Below are 19,379 nucleotides of genomic sequence, written 5' to 3' on the forward strand. Positions count from 1 at the left end.
TTTTATATTTAGTATCGCTTTTTACCTCGATTTAAGTGATTAGTCTTTTTTTGGAATCCCTTTTTATTAGACGTATTGGTATACTTCTTTTTTGCGCTAGATTTTAATAAACTAGCAGAATCTGTTAATACTTCTTTGGATTCTTTTAAGTCAATTTGCCCATTAGACAATTCGAATAAATGATTGTAAATCACATAATCCTCAACCGTATCTTTATTCCAATTTAAGAAACACTTTTTCATATGATTTGCAATGGTATAAAGCAAAGCTTCCTTTAAATCGCCATCTTCCCAAGAAACTGCAACATCAATCATGGTCTTAATATTATTTCCGTAGAAACGATATTTTGGAAAATTCTGAGGATATTCTAGAGATTCTGGACGCTCTTCAAGCACTTCTTTTAAAGGTTCCGGGTAAGGAGAATCGACATCTAATTCGAACTTAGACATGATAAATAATTGATCCCAAAGCTTATGCTGAAAATCTGGCACATCACGTAAATGAGGCTGTAAGTTTCCCATTACCGCAATAATAGCCTTAGCTACTTTATTACGTTCTTCTTTGGTTTCTCTGCTTTTAGCAAAATTCACCATTTTTTGAACGTGTCTTCCGTATTCTGGAATAATTAAATGTTCTCGTTCTGTGTTGTACTCTATGTCGTCTATTAAAGTCAAAATTGTGTAGAATTTAAGTGTTGCATTGAAGTTATACTATGCTTTCGCAAAATACAAAACTATTTAATGTATAACGCAATTATTACAGAGAAATTACACCTTCAACTTTTTCGGCAACTTCGAGGTATTTTGCAATAACCGCATCTGGGTTTTTCATATTAACATTAATAGAAACACTAGTATATTTACCATTACTAGATTCTTTAGTATTAATAACGGCTCCTAAATAATTAAAAATCGTTTCAATGGTTTCTACTTTTTTCACATCAGACTTCACAATAAATTTATATAAATATTCAGAAGGCCAAAGTGAAGTGTCTTGTAATTGCTCTTTCAATTTAGCATAAAATGCTTCCGGATTTTGTTCTTTGCTCATATATGTTCTTATAGTCTGCAAAGATAAGTTATCCTTGCATTTTTTTTATACCTTTTTTATTCCGAATTTTACATCTAAAAATATACCATAGTTGAATACAAAAACAATTGTCATAACAGGAGGACCAGGAAGTGGAAAGACCTCTATAATTAATGAATTAACGAAAAGAGGTTTTACGTGTTCCGAAGAAGTTTCTAGAGAAATTATATTAAAAGCTAGAGAAAGTGGCATCGAGCAATTATTCTTAACAAACCCTATACAATTTAGCGCGCTTCTTTTAGAAGGCAGAGTCGCACAATATAATGATGCTTTAGAAAGCGATAATGCTTTTGTTTTTCTAGACAGAGGCATACCAGATATTACTGCATACATGGATTTTAAAGGTGATACTTACCCAAGTGTTTTCACTGAAGCTTGTAAAACGCATGCCTACGATTCTATCTTTATTTTAGCACCATGGCAAGAAATATTTACTAGTGATAATGAACGTTACGAGAATTTTGATCAAGCTATAGAAATTCATGAAAAATTGATTGAAACCTATACAGCATTCGGTTACGATTTAAGAGATGTCCCTTTTGGTTCTATCGAAGCAAGAGCAGATTATATAATAAACGTTGTAAAAGCATTATAAAAAATAACACAAATTGAATCATCCTATTAACATATTAGAACGTTATTGGAAATTCACTTCATTTAGACCGCTTCAAGAAGATATTATTAATTCGGTTTTAGAAGGTGAAGATACCTTTGCTCTTTTGCCTACAGGTGGAGGGAAATCGGTTTGCTTCCAAATACCAGCTATAGTAAAAGACGGTATTTGCATTGTTATTTCGCCTTTGGTCGCACTTATGAAAGACCAAGTGCAAGCCTTACAAAGCAAAGGTGTTAAAGCCATGGCCTTAACTAGTGGCATCTCTTATAAAGAGTTAGATACACGTCTCGATAATTGTATATACGGTAATTATAAATTCCTTTACCTCTCGCCAGAGCGTTTACAACAAGATATTGTGCAAGATCGCATTAGGCAAATGAATGTAAACCTTATTGCTGTTGACGAAGCGCATTGTATTAGCCAATGGGGAAACGACTTTAGACCAAGCTACAAAAACATTATAAAATTAAGAGAATTACAACCTTCTGTAAATGTCATTGCATTAACGGCGAGTGCAACTCCAGAAGTGGTGGACGATATTATAAAAGAACTGGATTTTATTAGTCCAAAAGTCTTTAGACAATCATTCTCAAGGTCTAATTTGGCATATATGACGTTTACTGAAGAAGATAAACTCTTTAGACTTAAAGCCATTTTAACAAAAAACAAAGCGGCTTCCATTGTATATGTTCGCAATAGGAAAGCGACACAAGATATTTCTGGCTTTCTAGAAAGCAATGGTTTTACTGCTACTTTCTATCACGGTGGATTAACAAATACCCAAAAAGATAAAGCATTAGACTGCTGGATGAACAACAAGAAGCAAGTTATGGTTGCTACCAATGCTTTTGGAATGGGAATTGATAAACCCGATGTTAAAACGGTTATTCATTTAAATTTACCAGAAAGTCTAGAAAGTTATTTCCAAGAAGCTGGACGTGCCGGTAGAGATGGCAACAAAGCTTTTGCTGTTATTTTAAAGAACAAGAGTGATGATTTATTGGTTAGAAATCAGTTTTTAAAAGTGTTACCTAAAATCGATTTTATAAAGCTGGTATACAGAAAACTGAGTAGTTATTTTCAAATCCCTTATGGAGAAGGACAAGAAATTGCTTTTGATTTCAACTTTAATAAGTTTTGTAAGACCTACGGTTTTAATACGCTTTTGGCATACAACGCGATACTTATTTTAGACAGAACAAGCATCATAACATTGTCTAAACAGTTTAATAATAGTACAAAAGTATTGTTTAAGGTTAGTAACACTGCTTTGTTTAGTTATTTAGAAACGCACTCTGAGATTAGTATTATCGTAAAATCTATTTTACGCACTTATGGTGGTGCTTTTGAACAGGAAACAAAAATTAACACCTTGTTAATGGCAGACAAGGCTTCTACAAGTGAAGATAAAATAATTGAAGCTTTAATACTTTTAGAAAAAGCCGAAATTATCACCTTAAAACATTCAAAAACCGATGCCCAAATCACCTATTTAGTGCCTCGTGAAGATGACAAAACCATCAATAGAATTGCTAAAGTTATTAAACAACAAAACGCACTTAAAGAAAAGCAAGTTTTATCCGTTTTAGAATATTCTAATAATGATACTATTTGTAAAAGTGTACAACTCCTCTCCTATTTCGAAGAGACACAAGTTAAAGACTGTGGTATCTGCTCGGTTTGTATTACAAAAAAACCAACAAAAAAGGTAGCTTCATCAGATATAAAAAAAGAGATTATTAAAGCTTTAGAACATGGTGAACTATCATCTAGAGCGCTGAATACACGTCTTAATTTTTCCGAAGAAAAGATAAACTCACAATTAAAAGAACTGTTAGAATACAATATAATTAGCATTACAAACACAAATACTTACAAATTAGCACATATATAATGAGTAAAAAAAGAGATTTAAGAATCGTATTTATGGGAACACCAGAGTTTGCTGTTACCATTTTAGATACCTTATTAGAAAACGACTTTAATATTGTAGGTGTTATTACTGCGCCAGATAAACCTGCTGGTCGTGGCAGAAAAATAAACAAAAGTGCAGTAAAAGACTATGCCGAAACGAAAGGGATTACTATTTTACAGCCTACAAATTTAAAAAGTGAAGACTTTCTAGAAGATTTAAAAAGTTTAAATGCCAATTTACAGATTGTTGTTGCTTTTAGAATGCTACCAAAAGCAGTATGGCAAATGCCAGAATATGGCACGTTTAATTTACACGCCTCCTTATTACCAAACTATCGTGGCGCTGCACCTATTAATTGGGCTATTATTAATGGAGAGGCTAAAAGTGGTGTTTCTACCTTTTTTATAGATGAAAAAATAGATACTGGAGCAATGATTTTGCAAGAAGGTATAAATATTGATGCAAACGAGAACGCTGGAAGCCTTCACGATAAACTCATGCACTTAGGAAGCGACCTTGTTATTAAAACCGTAAAGCACATAGCAATTGGAGATGTTAACACAACGCCTCAGCCAGAAGATGCTATTTCTAGAACAGCTTACAAATTAAATAAAGATAATTGTAAGATCGATTGGAATGCGTCTATAGATACTATACATAATAAGATAAGAGGTCTAAGTCCGTACCCAGCGGCATGGTGCCAACTTAATAATGATGAAGAAACCTTAGATATTAAAATATATACTGTAGACAAAGAAATAATAGCCCATGACCATAAAATTGGAAGCGTTATTTCTAGTAAAAAAGAAGTAAAAATTGCAGTAAAAGAAGGTTATATAAAAATCCTAGATATTAAACTTCCAGGAAAGCGAACCATGGATATAAAATCGCTTTTAAATGGTTATTCTTTTAAAAGTGATGCTAAAATGCTCTAAAGCCTTGTGGATGCTATCAAAGTTAAAAATCCTACAAAAAGGAGCGTCTTTATTAACAAATGTTAAAAGTTATTAACAAAATAGTGCATTTCCCTTGCTATTACTTGCGTAGTAGCATAATCCGTATAAATTTGTATGGGGATAGCAAAAATATTGTTTACCAACTATTTATTAATATTTTAAAATTTAAATTATGAACAAAACAAATTTAATCGATGCAATGGCAGAACACGCAGGAATTACTAAAGCAGCTTCAAAGAAAGCTTTAGAATGTGCGTTAATTGAAATTGAAGGTGCTTTACAAAAAGGTGACAGAGTTTCATTAGTAGGATTTGGATCTTGGTCAGTATCAAAAAGAGCTGCAAGAGACGGAAGAAACCCTCAAACAGGAAAGACTATCAAAATCAAAGCTAAAAACGTTGTTAAGTTTAAAGCTGGATCTGATTTAGCTGGTGCAGTAAACTAGTTTTTACTACATTATAACTTACAAAAAGCCTTCCTAACAGAAGGCTTTTTTAGTTTAAAACTATTATAATGCCAATTCTCATTTAAAAATATTGCTTTTTTAATAAATATAGTTTACATTTATTTTATAAATTTCTTTTTTATATGATTTTAACCAAACCAACAAAAGGAGATTTGTTAGTCGCAGAACCCTCAATAATTGGCGATTTATCTTTTAATCGTTCAATTGTTTTATTAACAGATCACACTACAGAAGGATCTATAGGTTTTATACTAAATAAACCTTTAGAGTTTACTATTAGCGATTTAATTCCTGAAATAGAAGTCCCTTTTAAAGTTTATAATGGTGGTCCTGTAGAACAAGACAACCTCTATTTTATTCATAAGGTTCCAGATTTAATACCTAATAGTATTGAAATATCTTTAGGCATTTTTTGGGGAGGCGATTTTACTGAAGTTTCAAAACTAATTGTAGATGGTAAAATAAGCGAAAAAGATATTAAATTCTTTCTAGGCTATTCTGGCTGGGAACTTAACCAATTAGAAGAAGAATTAAAATCTAATGCTTGGGTGATTACAAAAAACATCTACAAAAAATCAATTATTGAAAAAGACTACGAGTTTTTCTGGAAAGAGAAAATGGTAGAACTTGGTGGAGAATACAGTATTTGGTCTAACGCACCAGAAAACCCTAGCTACAATTAACACTCACTCGAATCTGTAACGCCACAATAAATAGAATGATTTATACGGCGGTAAAAAATTAGATACGTTTAACCCAATCTCACTTTTACGTTTATTTTTTGAAGTAATAGCTTACTGACTTCGCTTACAAATGCCTTTTTTCTATATTTTGTAATAGGCTGAATGCCTTGTATTACATTAGTAGTAAATAACTCGTCTGCTTTTTGAAGCTCGAAAGGAGAAATAGAGGCTTCCAATAAAGTATAATCTGGTAATAACTCTAACAGATTAATAATTTGCTGTCTCATCACACCTTTTAAACACCCATCTGCTAATGGTGGTGTTTTAATGGTATTTCCTTTGACAAGAAAAAGGTTTCCGTTTAAGGCTTCCACTACACTTTTGTTCGTGTTTAATAGCAAACAATTATCTAAATCATTTTCTTTGGCATATATACTTCCTACTACGTTTATGGCTTTGTTATTGGACTTTAAAGTAGATAATAATCCGGGAGCAACATAGAAATCTTTAAATAAATCGACTTCATAGGCCTCATCATTTAATAAGTAGAAATCTGAATCTATCGCTTTCGCGGAAATAATAAACGTGACTTCTTTATTATCTGGTAAATACAAACCACCAGTATTTCTATGGACTTGAATCTTTACGCGTGCCGAAGCATTTAACAGCTTATTTTTTTCTATGGTTTTTAAAATTTCAGCTTCAAAAAATTCCATGGTAAAAGTCATTGGTATTTCCATACGCATAATACGCATAGAAGACATTAACCTAAAATAATGATCCTCAAGAAATAGTATTTTACCATAAGAAATTTTAATCGTTTCAAATAACGCATCTCCATAGCTATAGCCACGGTTTTCTGGTGTTAAAATTTGATTGTTCTCGCTAAAATTTCCGTTAATATTTATCATAAAAAAAGTGCCGAATTTCTTCGGCACAAATATAAGTTTAAAAATGTAATTTATTAAGCTGAGCCTAATACTTGTTTTAAATCTGAAATTTGATTTTCCCAAAGCATTTTACCTTCCTCTATTTCATCTTCTTCAGCAAAATCGGTAATAATGATAGACACATCTTTAGTTATTTCATCTACCTGTATTCTAATTTCAAAATAATACGATTCGTCTTCATCTTCCATCCAACGAAATTTAATACGCTCGCCATTTTTTTTAGTTAACAATTTAGCTTGCTCTTCTGAGCCATCCCAAATAAATTTAAAAATCTCACCACGAGAGTTCACATTATCGGCATACCATTCAGACAATCCTGAAGGTGTAGAGATATACTGGTAAAGCAATGTCGGTGAGGCCTGTATAGGTATTTCTATTTCGTATTTAACTTTTTCGCTCATGTAATAATTGTATAAAATATTATGTCTCCAATATATACATTAATTAGTGAGTTTTGAAAAAAAATAAAGAATTTTTTAAAATCGACTCTGGAGGCAAAGCCATAGATCTATTTCGTGATTATTATTTAAAATAAAGCTCAAAAAAATAAAATTCTGTATTTTAGATTCCGTTTTTACGGGAATGACAATTTTAACAAAAACCTCTACTCAAAACCCAGTGGCCTTTTTTTTTCAATTAAATAAATATTTTAATTCACTTTTATGTTTGTGCACTATAAATTTGTTTTTATATTTGCACACTTAAAATTATGGCGAGGTAGCTCAGCTGGTTAGAGCGTCGGATTCATAACTCGGAGGTCATGGGATCGTGCCCCATTCTCGCTACAAGATTAAAATCATTGCAATTAAACGGTTTAGCTTTACTAAACCGTTTTTTTTATGCTTAATTTTAAACAGAAACTTGCGCTAGCAAATTGTAATACCTAAAAAAAGACGAGCATTTTAGTGCCACACTTCTTTAAGTGTACCTACTCTAAAACAACGTTCTTCTCCAAGATAAAGTGGATTTCCATGTTTTTCGGACCAAAAACCATCTAAAAGATCTTTAGTAATACATTTATAAACTACAACACCTTTAAAAATGGTATCATCGTCTCCTTTGTAATTAAAATTGATAACTAAGATGTTATCTTTAAAAAAACCTGTACCGTTTTGCTCTTGATTATTGTTTATTAACCATTTGGCAATAATCCTGCTGTTTTCATCTAGTGCTAACTCAAGTGTGCCTTTGTAGGTTACTCCTTCTTGGCCTTGGTTACTTCCAACTATACTATAGTTGCCAACTAATTCCTTTATATTCATAGTATATTTTATTCAACCAACTCTCTAAAATGTTCATAAATCATAATCATGGCTAACGTATCTAATTCACAATATTTAAGTAAAGCAGATGTAATTTCATCCACTTCCTTTTTAGTCATGTCCGTATATTGTAGTTTCCCATAAGCTGTTAATGCAGCTCCTCCATTATCAATATCTTCAATCTCCGACAAGGTATTTTCAATTTGTTCTTCACTCCAGTTTTCAAATAATGCAGGTAGCATTTTATAAGGGCTTTTTACTATTCCATTTTCTAAAGTTAACCATGTATGATTGGCTTTAAAATTCTTACTCGTTACATTGATTTCATTTAATGGTTTTGCGTATTTCGCTTTTAAAAACGAACTTGAAGCCAACGAAGCTGGCAATACTGCTTTTATAGAATTAGAACCTTTTGTTAAAGGATTGTAATAGAAACTTTTTTCTACTTGCCATAAATCTATCATATCGCGATCTCCTTTCCAAGTCATAGCACTATCATTTTTTGAATGCGAAATCTGTTGAATAAAAGACATTAATAATTCTTTATCTTTTTCATTAGACTCTAATAATTGAAAATAGATTGCATTTAAAATAGTGTTTTCGTGATGAGAATACCTAAAAATAGATCCCTTATCATTTTCTAAAGCGGACTTTAAAGCACGAACAAATTCAAAATTAGGAAACACACCTGCTGTGTTATTTATATACTCATTAGCATGTTCTATACGTCCATCTTCATGATAGATGTGATGAGAAAATTGAAATGCAATCTGCTCATAAGGCCTTATGCCTTTATTAAATGGCAATGCAACAGTACTGGTTTCAAAATCTATAAAATGAAGCGGAAAAACCCACGTTTCCATTTCTGCTTTTAAGCCATCGTCATCTACATAGATTGTCTTATCCTTATTAACCGCTTTTTCAATTTGTAACCATTGTCTATGCGAGGTTGTCAGCTTTTCAGGATCACCCATTAAACCAATACTATCTTCTGTCAACTGGTTCTTAAAGAAAAGGCCTTCATCGAATAACTTACTTCCTTTTCTAAAATTATAAATATCAAAAATATTTGGTGTATTAAAATCGGGTGCTGTCCATTGGTGTTGCTTCGTAAAACACTCTTCAAATCCAGATTTTAGTCCTTGCTGTTTATCGCTTTCATTACATTTAAACTCACAAGACTTACACGCTTTATAACTTGTAGGCCAATTAGCATAAGCATCCTTTAAATAGGTGTCTTTTAAAAAATCGATAGACTCTAAAAAGTTTAAATTAGTATGGTATTTATGTTTATCGCTTTCAATATCTTTAATGATACCTGAGATTTTTTTTCTACCTAAAATAGGACTTCCAGTGCCTTCTAAAGTGCTCACTTTCTTCGTCACTCCTGTTCTATTACCTTCCTTTTTACTTATTCTAAATAACTGATTTAAACCATCGATACTCGCTTTTTTGGTTTTGTCTGCCATCATTAAATACGCGTTAATTTTCCACTCTGGAAAACAACTTTGTATTACGTATTTCTGAAATGCTACATCAAATAAATACGGTTTCCAACTTGGACGCATTGCACCTTTTTTACCAACTAATAAATACTCGTTACCAGGATCGAAAGATTTAGATTTTACTTCTATAAGCTCAATTTTATTACCTGTTTTAACTAAAACATCAACTCTAATAAATAAACCCTCTATTAAAAATGCAGCTTCAAAAATGGTAACATTCTCTTGCTTTAGCAAGTCTTGAGTTTGTTGCCATAACAATTCATAATCCCAATCATTCCCTTCTATTAAAATGCCTTCTGGATAATGCAGTCTTGCCAACTCTTCTACCTGAAAACCTCCTTGTGCCAACGCTTGTAAAAACGGATCTTCTAATTTAATATTAGCGTATTCTGTTTTACGTGTGTAGTACAATTTGTTTGGACACTCAAGCCCTAATTTGAATCGTGATTTGGTTAGTACTTTCATTGGATGGTTATGTTATTCTTTTTTAAATACTTCTGTCATTGCGAGCTTTACGAGGTAACGAAGTAAACCTGAAGCAATCTGTTTGTTGTTACGTCATTGCGAGGACGAAGGACAAAGCAATCTGCCTCTCACTAGTTTTTATGAGACTGCTTCGTACCTCGCAGTGACCTTCAAAAATAATATTTAATTCGCAATTCGCGAATTGCAAATCAAGATAAAACAATAATTTAATCCTCCTGTATCTATTTTCTTTTCAATTATTAGGCAACTCTTCTAATTCCGCAAAAGGATAATTTGGATGTGCAGAAGATTTTACGGTCTAAAATGAATGCTAATTAACAATCTCTTTTTTTGTGCCAATCCTAAAACAACGTTCTTCACCAAGATAAAGTGGATTTCCATGTTTTTCTGACCAAAAGCCATCTAAAAGATCTTTAGTAATACATTTATAAACAACGACTCCTTTAAAAATAGCATCATCGTCTCCTTTGTAATTAAAATTAATAACCAAGATGTTATCTTTAAAAAAACCAGTTCCTGTTTGCTCTTGATTATCGTTTATAAGCCATTTAGCAATAATTCGGTTATTTGAGTCTAATGCTAGTTCTAGTGTGCCATTATAAGGTGCTGCCACTTCGTCTTGATTGCTTCCTGTTATTTTGTATGTACCTGGTAGTTGTTGGATTGTCATTTATTCTAAGTATTTTTATTTCTACAAAGCTTCTTTTTTCACCACACAACTTAAACATCTACCACATTCTCTATCATTAGAAGGCTGATAGCAACTAATTGTTTTATTTAAATCGACATCTAACTTTTTAGCTAATTGAACAACTTCCTTCTTTGTTAAGTTAATTAGTGGTGCGTGTACTTCAGTTTTTGATTGTTCTGAAATCGTGTTTAATTGAGATAAAAAAGCACTAGTACAATCCCAAAAATTAACACAGTCATCATTATTAAAAGCCACGTAAATATCATTAATTCGGTAAGATTCTGCAAGGCTAAGCGCCATACTCAAAAATACTAAGTTTCTATAAGGGACATAGGCGTTTTCTTGCCCTTTAGGTTTTTCTCCATCTTTATAAGTAGATAATTGCTTATTGCTATTCACAAGAGCAGAACTTGAAAAGAGTTGGCTATCTAATTGAATTGTTTTATGCTCAATTACACTATATTTTTCAGCATTTTCTTTCGCAAATTCAAGTTCTATTGCGTGTTTTTGGTCATAGAAATAACTAATCGCTAAAACTTCTTTATTTTCCTCTTTTAGTTTAGCTAATAACGTTGTAGAATCAATACCTCCACTTAACAGTAATATTACTTTATTTTTTTCCATTATACTTTTTGTATTGTTTTTTCCATGTTGAAGATATTTTTGGTTTGCTAACGGCTGCTTTTTCATGTCGTGGAATAAAATTTCCTTGATTGATTCCATAATCAGTAAAGTTTCCACAATATTTGCAGAATTCATTTAATAATTTTGATATTGATTCATCAACATCTTCTAACTTTTTAACTCCTAAATTTTTCTCAAAAACACGGTCAATACCACCAGCTACACCACATGGATAATAACCCAGCTGATTTAAGCCAATACCACAATACGACGTTACCCAACAGCCTTTGCCATAGTCTTGCTTAAGTAAGTCCTTGTTGTCCATGGGAGCGTCATTAAATGGTGAGAAATACGGTACTACTCTCTCGTCTTTAAACGAAGCATAATCAATGATTAGGCTTTTGTGCTTAGGTAGTTGCTTCAGTCTGCCTTGAACAACATCTCCAAACCCATTACTTGTAACTTGCAATATTGTATCTGGTGAATGTGGAATTATATAATTGTATAAAATTGCATTCACAATTTCAATAAAATCAGTATGTATCGTAGGCTCTCCTCCTAATAAATTAATAAGCTCCCATTTTTTATTTAAATCTATTGAATCATGAATAAATTCTTGAATCTGTATTAGTGACATACCTTCCTTTATTGGTGCTTGCGTAGAAGACCTATTGCAGTTTATGCATTTTAAATTACACTCATAGGTAATGTCTATTTCAATCTTTTTTAAATTTGGTAAAAACGTTTTTCTACCTAAAAAAATATCTTTCGATGATTTAGCTTTCTTGGAAAGAATCTCTGCAATTATTTCATTTTTTCGCTTTTTTACTTCAGGCGTATTTATTGTCGTTCTATCGTGTAAGATATTAAAGTGATTAATCCACATTGGGTTTGAAGACATTTCTATTATTGGAACCATATAAGAATAATCTACACAATGTTCTGGAAAAACCATTTTATGACTAAACCTTTTTGAAAGTAAAATATCATCTACTTTCTGTTTTTGATTTTTAATTTTCAGGTCTTCAAAACCTAAAGAATCGTATAAATACTTTTTAAAACTTCTTATATGCTGCCAGACATTACCTCCATACAATCTTGGATTAGTAAAATTAGGTGTATAATTATAGTGCGCATGTAATTTATCAGTTCGATACATTTTACCAATAACAACATCAGCATCAAAAAAGCTGTATTTCTCAAAAACGTTTTTCAATACATTTTTACCAATTATAGCATCATCAGCATCAAGAATACAAATAACGCTTTCTTGATTTTCTATAAAGTAATGGATTGCCTTGTATGTGTTTTGTGCAACTCCAACTCTGAAACGGTTTTTAATAAATGTAACTCTATCTTGATATGGTTTTATAAGTTCTTTGATAAAATGACTAATCCCATTATTAGAAGCGTCATCAATTAAAATTAATCCCCAATCTTGGTTTGTCTGACTTAGTAATGAATACCAGTAACGTAAGAAACGTGGAAGTGAAATGTTTCTAAAACACGAAACAATTACTAAGTCTTCATTTCTTTTTGGACTTGTCCACTCGTGATATGAACCAGCTAAATCAAATTCATTGATTTGTTTTACAGGAATTTGAAGTTGTTCAACCCTGTCTAATGTAGTAAACCAAACGTCCTTATCTGCTTTTTTAAAATTTTGCGGATGAATATAAAACGAACGACTATCTCCTCCACGAATAGAACACGTGTTCGTTTCTTTTTGTCTGTTTTCTAATGTTCTGTACCAACTTAATTTAAATGAGTTATCTACCAATTCATTTTTCAAAGGCAATACCTGTTCTAAACGACTTTTTTTGAATAAACAAAAACGAACTTCAGGTACAAAACCTCCGTTTTCGAAACCGAAATATGGAGTAAACGAACTTTCATTTCCCTTATAAATATTAAACCCAACAGACAGAACACTTTTATTTTTATCAAACTCACAGATCATATCATTAAGAAACGAGTGCTCTTTTGATAATCTACCAATCATAGCATCACAATCTACTTGTAAAACGTATTCACTTATTGTACTTTCAAATGCATAAATCTGTGCAGAAACAGGAACTTTTTTAACGGTATGAGTTGCATCTGTTTCAATTCCAAACCATTTTTTATTAATACTTTTAACATCGCTTTCATTTGGAAAAATAAACTCATCAATGATTAAATCGTCAACTAGTTTTTGAGAGATATCAATTAATTGTTGCCAGATATTTTTTTCGTTATATTCTCTTAAAAAATCAGTTTGACGAATATCTAACGCTAATATCTTTTCATTAAAACTATTAGGAAACGACAGCTGTCGTACAATGTGTTTTACAGACTCATATAAAACTTCAGAATCCTGAATACATGCTTTTATTACTAATGATACTTTTTGCTTTGGTGCAACGATTCGTTGTGTTTTAAGAATGATGCTTTTTGGAGAGAAATAGTTTTCTTCATCAATACTAGGTGTATCAAAACCAACTTCATCAATATAAATATTCTTATTGACAAGTTGCCAAAATAAATGATCTGGATTGAAATTATCCTGATAAGTTAAATTATATATACCTTCATTTATAATTTCTGAAACTTCATTTATAGACGCACAATTATCTGGTAGTTTAGTTTGTATTACTGATTGACTTTCTTGAAAAATTATTTTGGTAAATAAATCATTCGTGAAACCCTGCAAACCTTTTAACTCAGGTAAATCAAAGTTGTTGATTGTACTTCTGCGTAATTTGTTTAAAAAGGATTCGTTCTCGCTCGAATATTTTACAAAAAGAAACGCTCTCGCCACCATATTCAAAAACAAATTATCTGTGAATTTGTCAGGCTCGTAATCAATCCATTTCAATTTACTGTTTACACGAATAAAATTGTCAGGCTTTATATCTTGAAAGATTAAGCGTTTTTGCCAACATTCTACTAAAAAATATTGAATTTCGTTTTGCTCAAAAGCGATACAAGATTCGCTCTTTTCAAAAGGATAAGTAAGAATAAAACAATCGTTGTTTATTTCTATTATCTCACTAATAGAGTAAAAAATATTTGAGTTATCAAACTTGTTTTTGTTTAATTGAATAGTATTAAATATGTGACGTTTATATTTAAGCGCTTCGTAGTTTTCTAATAGAAACACCTTGTAAACCATATGCTCATCGTGAAAAACAACTGAAGATTTTCCTTCACCCAAGAAATAAAATTTCTTTTGTAGAAAATTGTCTTCTAATATTTTTAAACCAATAGCTATTCTTTTATCCAACATTATTTTTCTTTATGATATTGATGATTTTGTTTCCTTCATAAAAAGATTCTATTTCTACAGACTTGAAAAAAATATTCAAATTTTGGATTATTTCTTTCGATTTATTTGAAATGTAAAAATGTCCGTTTTCAATAAAAAAATTCCATTGATGCAATCCGAAATAATTTGTATACTCTCCTTCCTTTATGTAATGTTCTAAAACCATAATCCCTTCAGAGGTTAATAAATCAATAGAATTAGAAATTGCTTTAATCGGATTGTAGGTGTGATCTAATGCGTTTTTAAAAAAAATCATTTCAAATGAATTACTTTCAAATTTTTCTTTTAAATTTTCAGCTTCACATTTAATTATTTTCTGGTTATAAGTATTAATGTTGTGTGCTTCAAGCAAGGCGTGATAATCATCAGCCATCGTGTCAACTAAAGTTCTATCGATGGTTAAATTTTTAAGGTGTATTCCTGATTTAGGAAATGGACCACAACCAATATCTAACAATCTTATTTTTTTATTATCAGTCTGCTTTAATAGCTTTTCAATTCTTTTATTTAAAGGATAGTCTTGTTTCCAAAAATTCTCAAGACGTTCTTTGTTTTTTATAATATTAGACTCATGGAAAGACATACCTCCTTTACTCATATAATCCCTCCATTTGTTATGAATAGCTGTTAATGGATTTTGTGTAAGACAATAATTATAGAGCTCCTCTCTGCTCTGAGTGTAATGCTCCTTATTCTTATTCTCATGAGTTAGAACTCCGTCCAATGAATAAAAACAATAAAGCAGTTCTTCATCAATGAGTATGTTTAATTTTTCTTTTTGTAAAAGAAGCAAAACCGTAAACCAATGGTCTTCTGCACTTTCATTTTTAGGATATTCTATTTTCACTGTGGGTTTAATAAATGTATTGCATGACGCCAGTTCTGCTTTTGAATTACCTTGTGTCATTTCAAAAAGCTGATTTAATAAAAAATCATCTTTCAATAATTCTTTACTTGGTTTATTTTCCCACTCCAACACATCTCCATTAAGCACTTGCTTGTTACCACATAGTAATACGTCAAAATTATGCTTATCGAATAATGCTTCGATATAACTAATGGTATATTCACAATAAAGAACATCGTCAGCATCAAGTCTACCAATTAAAGCACAATTTGGATAATTTTTTCTAGCATAATCGTTTAAAAAATTTCTATTTAAATAAGCTTGATCAAAATCCACATTTAATAGAACTACATTTGGATTATTAGAAGCAATATCCTTTAAAATTATTTCAGAATTATCTGCTGAATTATCAATTCCAACTAACAAAATAACTTCTCTTTTCGTGTTCACTTGTTGCAAAACAGAATTAAGAGACTTTTCTAAAGTTTTTTCTGCGTTCTTTAAAGCCATACATATTACAATTTGTTCTTTCATCTTTCTTCCATTGGAGTGTAACTGAAATAATTTTTCGCTCTTGATAGCGACTTTAAATAGTCTTCTCTAGAAAAGTGCGTCATATACTTCTGGTAAAACAAATCCAACCCTTGTTGTTTAAGTAAAATAGTATTATTTACTTTGGGTTGCTTGTGGTTGTAATGTATTACACCTACATTTTCGATAACTTTAACTTGGCTTATTTCATATTTCCACAAAAATCGAATCATTAAATCTCTATCTGTAGTATTTGGTAGTGTTTCGTCAAAACCATCAATAGCTATTAAAGCTTCTGTTTTAAAAAACATATTACTTCCTTGTATTCCAGGATTACCTTTAAAGAATTGTTTTGGAGTTAGTTTTTCTAATCTTAAAGGAAAATTAATAATTGAATTGTCTTGGTTTAACCACTCTAAACTCTGAAAAACTGCCAATGTATTCTCTTTAATTTCTGAAATACAATCTGATAAATGATTTGGTAAATATTTATCATCATCGTCTAGAATTGAGATAAAACCATTTTCATAATACGCATAAGTACTTTTAATTCCTGTATTCCATGCTCCAGTTCCAGAATTAAACTTAACACCTGTGTTTCTTGTAATATTAGTAGAAAAATGGTTGGAAGAAAGGTTAAGTGTTTTTCTTAACTCACAAACTGTTTGTTTAATATTAAAAAACTCTTCTTCTTCTTTATTATCATCCACAATTAATACATTAATTAACTCAGGGTTTACATTTTGTTGTTTATAAACAGATAATAAACTTATATTTATAAGCCAATCTGTTCGCCTCATTGAGGTTGCTATTAGTATGGTTGTTTGAGGCATTGTGATTCTTCTGTAATTTTACAAATTATTTTATTTATGGTCAATTTTGGAGTTATTGAGCTACTCTCTTAACACATATGTCATTCAATTATTTTTAAACAAAGAATGATAATGTATCCTAATATTCATCAAAATCATTAGTAAAAGAAATATTAAGCGTGTAGAAATATTCTTTATAAACTTTCCATTTATTTGCACGATCCATGGGTTCTTCCAAGATTAATTTAACGCGCTGGCTTTTATATTTTCCACTAGCTTGAGCTGTTAGTTGAAATCTGTTTTTAACTTCGCGTTGACGTTGGTTTTCTTCTTTAATATCGAAGGTATATGTAAACTGGTCACTCAATAAAGTGCCATCTTCAGCAACAATAGAGGCTCTTATTTTTCTTTCAAGCATCTTATCATTCACTTCATCCGTTTGAATAAATGAAACAGCTAGTAAGTTAGTAGTAATCTTATCTGTAGATTTTATAATATCTATGTCTACTTGAGCTGTGGTATCCTGACGTTTTTTATTCACTTTAACTACTGGTATTACAATTTCTTGTAATGATGCACCACCATGGATAAATTTAGATCCAGCACCTTTAACTCTTAGCCTATTTACAGATTTAGGGATAAGCACATCGCCTTCGCTTTCTAAGCCCAATTGCTTGTGCGTAAAAGATTTTACAGCATCGTTAGCAGTTATATTAGTTCCTAATACAAAACGTCTATTGTGTTTATCTAAATCGCCTTTAATATCCGCAGATGTAAAATCGCTTTCTTCTAATGTTTCATGTTGATATATAAAACCATGATCTGAAGTAATAATCATATTATTACCATTCATATTAGAAATTTTCTTTAGTAAATCCATAAAGAAATCTAACTCATTTTCAACTGCATCAAATACTTTATCCTGAGATGTGGTGTCATCTCCTGTATCATCTATATCGTTATGATAGATGTAAATCACATCGTATTGCTTTACAAAATCTCTACCTGTTGTATTGGCGCTAAATTTCATAAAATCTTCTGCTAAAATAGCGGTTGCTCGTGTTCCTGAATTCTTAGCCAAAATTTTTGAACGTGACCCAATTCCCATTGAGGTCATTCCATCTACAAGAATTTGATCTGTTCCTTTTTTTACAGATAATTCATTATGAGGTAATAAAGACGCCATTCCAAGTTGTGTGTATGATGGTAATGATGTTATTGCACCATTTATTTCGCTGTCATATCTATTTTCTTGTGTCAATCGTTTATTTAATTCCATGCCACACTCAAAACGTAGCGCATCAGATATAATAACAAATACACGTTGTTTTTTATCTACAAATGGTTGAATATTATTCTTAAAAAACTGTCTTTGACTAAAGGACTCTTTTACTGGCCAAGTCTCTAGATTATCAACTACTGTTTGCCATTTATCATTGTAATGTAACAACCAATCGTTGGTATATAGTTTTTCTACCTTTTCAGCCAATTCACTTAATATGGTGTCTTGATTGGTTCTTCGATAATTAAGAATAAACTTTCTGTATAAGAAGTCTATTTTATAAAGAGTCGATGTGTATTGTTCTAAACCATCTTCAATAGATTTATAATCTATTTTTAGTTTTTGAATTTGATATTGTAATTGTGATGCATAGGATACACTTTCATAAAAAGCTTCAAAATGTGGTCTATACCAAAACGTATGTTCTCTTTGTTTCACAAAACTCTGTAGCGTATCATTCGAAATCTCATTTGTAATTAAACGTTGTACGAGATCGTAAATTATCTTTTTATCCGTTAGTTTAAAAAGTTCATCATTAACCGCTTTTTCAAGAGGTATCGTGTTTAAAACGTCTTCGATTTGCAAATCATTAGCTATTTGTTTCGAAATTTTATCGAAGCCTTCTCTATATGTAATGGTATCTTTCCAAAGAGACAATAAAAGCCTGGTTTCCTTCGATAATTTTGGCGTTGCAGTTAAATTAAAATTGTCAGAAAATGCCTCTACGAGAAAATCGTAAATAGATGGCACTTCACTTTCATACTTATATTTGTTAGAAATTTGAGTCCAGTAGAAATCTGATAATTCATAACGTTCTAAATCTCTTTGTAACTTTTCATTTCCATTAGCAAATGCAGTTCCGTGCGCGTGTATAAACGTATTTAAATTAACGTAATCGGTGTTTAAAGCTACCGCAACCATTTTGTATCTAATATCTCTAAGCGTATCTCCTTTCCCTAGTAACTCTTTTAGTTTATCAATACGTTCTTTCGATTTAAAAAATAGAATATGTTCTGCTACTAATTCTCTAAAACTAAACTCTAAACCTAAATCTTGAAGAATAATAGCTTCTTGATCTGTATGGAATATATGATAAGCCAACTCTAAATCTAATAACCAGTTTTCATTAGATATAGGTTTTGGTTGATTGGAATACACCAAAAACTTAATTTTAGTAGTATTGGATGTTATCTTATATTTAATCTCAAACTCATTGCTTTGTATGTGACATTTTTCTACACCATTGATAGATAGAGCATCAAAACTTTCTTTTAATTCATCTCGCTCGTCATACCAAAATATCACATCGTGATTTATGAATTTTTTTTCTAACGCTTCTTGTATATTTGTGTTCATC

17 protein-coding genes and 1 tRNA gene are annotated in these 19,379 nt (G+C 31.1%); 6 read left to right on the forward strand and 12 right to left on the reverse strand.

Annotated elements, in window-relative coordinates; all coding sequences use genetic code 11:
• Positions 1–8 precede the first annotated feature (8 nt).
• The gene (locus RH82_RS06980; RefSeq protein WP_034059277.1) at positions 9–674 is read right to left on the reverse strand and encodes a DUF4290 domain-containing protein; all 666 of its coding nucleotides are present in this window, start codon (positions 672–674) and stop codon (positions 9–11) included.
• A gap of 82 nt (positions 675–756) precedes the next feature.
• Entirely contained in the window at positions 757–1,050 is a 294-nt protein-coding gene (locus tag RH82_RS06985; protein WP_034059279.1) for a DUF493 family protein, read from the reverse strand.
• Between the two features lie 91 nt (positions 1,051–1,141).
• Between RH82_RS06985 and RH82_RS06990 the strand changes: the two genes are divergently transcribed.
• The 5 genes from RH82_RS06990 (at position 1,142) to RH82_RS07010 (ending at position 5,725) form a co-directional block, all read left to right on the forward strand.
• Positions 1,142–1,684 (forward strand): AAA family ATPase, encoded by a 543-nt coding sequence (locus tag RH82_RS06990; RefSeq protein WP_034059281.1) that lies wholly within the window; start codon positions 1,142–1,144, stop codon positions 1,682–1,684.
• A gap of 13 nt (positions 1,685–1,697) precedes the next feature.
• On the forward strand, positions 1,698–3,599 hold the full coding sequence (locus tag RH82_RS06995) for a RecQ family ATP-dependent DNA helicase (RefSeq protein WP_034059283.1): 1,902 nt from the start codon (positions 1,698–1,700) through the stop codon (positions 3,597–3,599).
• A complete protein-coding gene (fmt, locus tag RH82_RS07000) occupies positions 3,599–4,555 on the forward strand; it encodes a methionyl-tRNA formyltransferase (protein WP_034059286.1) in 957 nt (318 codons plus the stop codon). Before RH82_RS06995 ends, fmt begins: the two co-directional genes overlap by 1 nt.
• 193 nt (positions 4,556–4,748) lie before the next feature.
• The gene (locus RH82_RS07005) at positions 4,749–5,021 is read left to right on the forward strand and encodes an HU family DNA-binding protein (protein WP_034059289.1); all 273 of its coding nucleotides are present in this window, start codon (positions 4,749–4,751) and stop codon (positions 5,019–5,021) included.
• Positions 5,022–5,164: 143 nt separating this feature from the next.
• A complete protein-coding gene (locus tag RH82_RS07010) occupies positions 5,165–5,725 on the forward strand; it encodes a YqgE/AlgH family protein (protein WP_034059291.1) in 561 nt (186 codons plus the stop codon).
• 68 nt (positions 5,726–5,793) lie between these two features.
• On the opposite strand, the gene RH82_RS07015 is transcribed toward RH82_RS07010, so the two are convergent.
• Positions 5,794–6,636: an aminotransferase class IV gene (locus RH82_RS07015; protein ID WP_034059293.1), complete on the reverse strand. Its 843-nt coding sequence runs from the start codon at positions 6,634–6,636 to the stop codon at positions 5,794–5,796.
• Between the two features lie 53 nt (positions 6,637–6,689).
• Positions 6,690–7,076, reverse strand: coding sequence for an START-like domain-containing protein (locus RH82_RS07020; protein WP_034059295.1), 387 nt, complete (start codon positions 7,074–7,076; stop codon positions 6,690–6,692).
• A 310-nt stretch (positions 7,077–7,386) separates the two neighbouring features.
• On the opposite strand from RH82_RS07020, the gene RH82_RS07025 reads away from it, so the two are divergent.
• Positions 7,387–7,460 (forward strand) — tRNA-Met (locus RH82_RS07025).
• A 117-nt stretch (positions 7,461–7,577) separates the two neighbouring features.
• On the opposite strand, the gene RH82_RS07030 is transcribed toward RH82_RS07025, so the two are convergent.
• From RH82_RS07030 to pglZ, 8 genes are all read right to left on the reverse strand, one after another.
• Complete coding sequence (locus RH82_RS07030; protein ID WP_034059298.1) at positions 7,578–7,937, reverse strand: hypothetical protein; 360 nt, start codon at positions 7,935–7,937, stop codon at positions 7,578–7,580.
• An 8-nt stretch (positions 7,938–7,945) separates the two neighbouring features.
• Positions 7,946–9,907, reverse strand: coding sequence for a DUF2779 domain-containing protein (locus RH82_RS07035; RefSeq protein ID WP_034059301.1), 1,962 nt, complete (start codon positions 9,905–9,907; stop codon positions 7,946–7,948).
• A 331-nt stretch (positions 9,908–10,238) separates the two neighbouring features.
• Positions 10,239–10,598: a hypothetical protein gene (locus RH82_RS07040; RefSeq protein ID WP_034059304.1), complete on the reverse strand. Its 360-nt coding sequence runs from the start codon at positions 10,596–10,598 to the stop codon at positions 10,239–10,241.
• A 21-nt stretch (positions 10,599–10,619) separates the two neighbouring features.
• On the reverse strand, positions 10,620–11,243 hold the full coding sequence (gene queC / locus RH82_RS07045) for a 7-cyano-7-deazaguanine synthase QueC (protein WP_162182450.1): 624 nt from the start codon (positions 11,241–11,243) through the stop codon (positions 10,620–10,622).
• Positions 11,230–14,511 (reverse strand): glycosyltransferase, encoded by a 3,282-nt coding sequence (locus RH82_RS17745; RefSeq protein WP_052158247.1) that lies wholly within the window; start codon positions 14,509–14,511, stop codon positions 11,230–11,232. The genes queC and RH82_RS17745 overlap by 14 nt, the downstream gene beginning before the upstream one ends.
• Positions 14,501–15,931, reverse strand: coding sequence for a glycosyltransferase (locus tag RH82_RS07055; RefSeq protein ID WP_034059309.1), 1,431 nt, complete (start codon positions 15,929–15,931; stop codon positions 14,501–14,503). The genes RH82_RS17745 and RH82_RS07055 overlap by 11 nt, the downstream gene beginning before the upstream one ends.
• A complete protein-coding gene (locus RH82_RS07060; RefSeq protein WP_034059311.1) occupies positions 15,928–16,761 on the reverse strand; it encodes a glycosyltransferase family A protein in 834 nt (277 codons plus the stop codon). The genes RH82_RS07055 and RH82_RS07060 overlap by 4 nt, the downstream gene beginning before the upstream one ends.
• 118 nt (positions 16,762–16,879) lie before the next feature.
• Positions 16,880–19,378 carry a BREX-1 system phosphatase PglZ type A gene (gene pglZ, locus RH82_RS07065; RefSeq protein WP_034059312.1) on the reverse strand — a complete coding sequence of 833 codons (2,499 nt, stop codon included), beginning with the start codon at positions 19,376–19,378 and terminating at the stop codon, positions 16,880–16,882.
• Position 19,379: the final 1 nt, after the last annotated feature.

This window comes from Lacinutrix jangbogonensis (assembly GCF_000797445.1).
GTDB lineage: Bacteria > Bacteroidota > Bacteroidia > Flavobacteriales > Flavobacteriaceae > Lacinutrix > Lacinutrix jangbogonensis.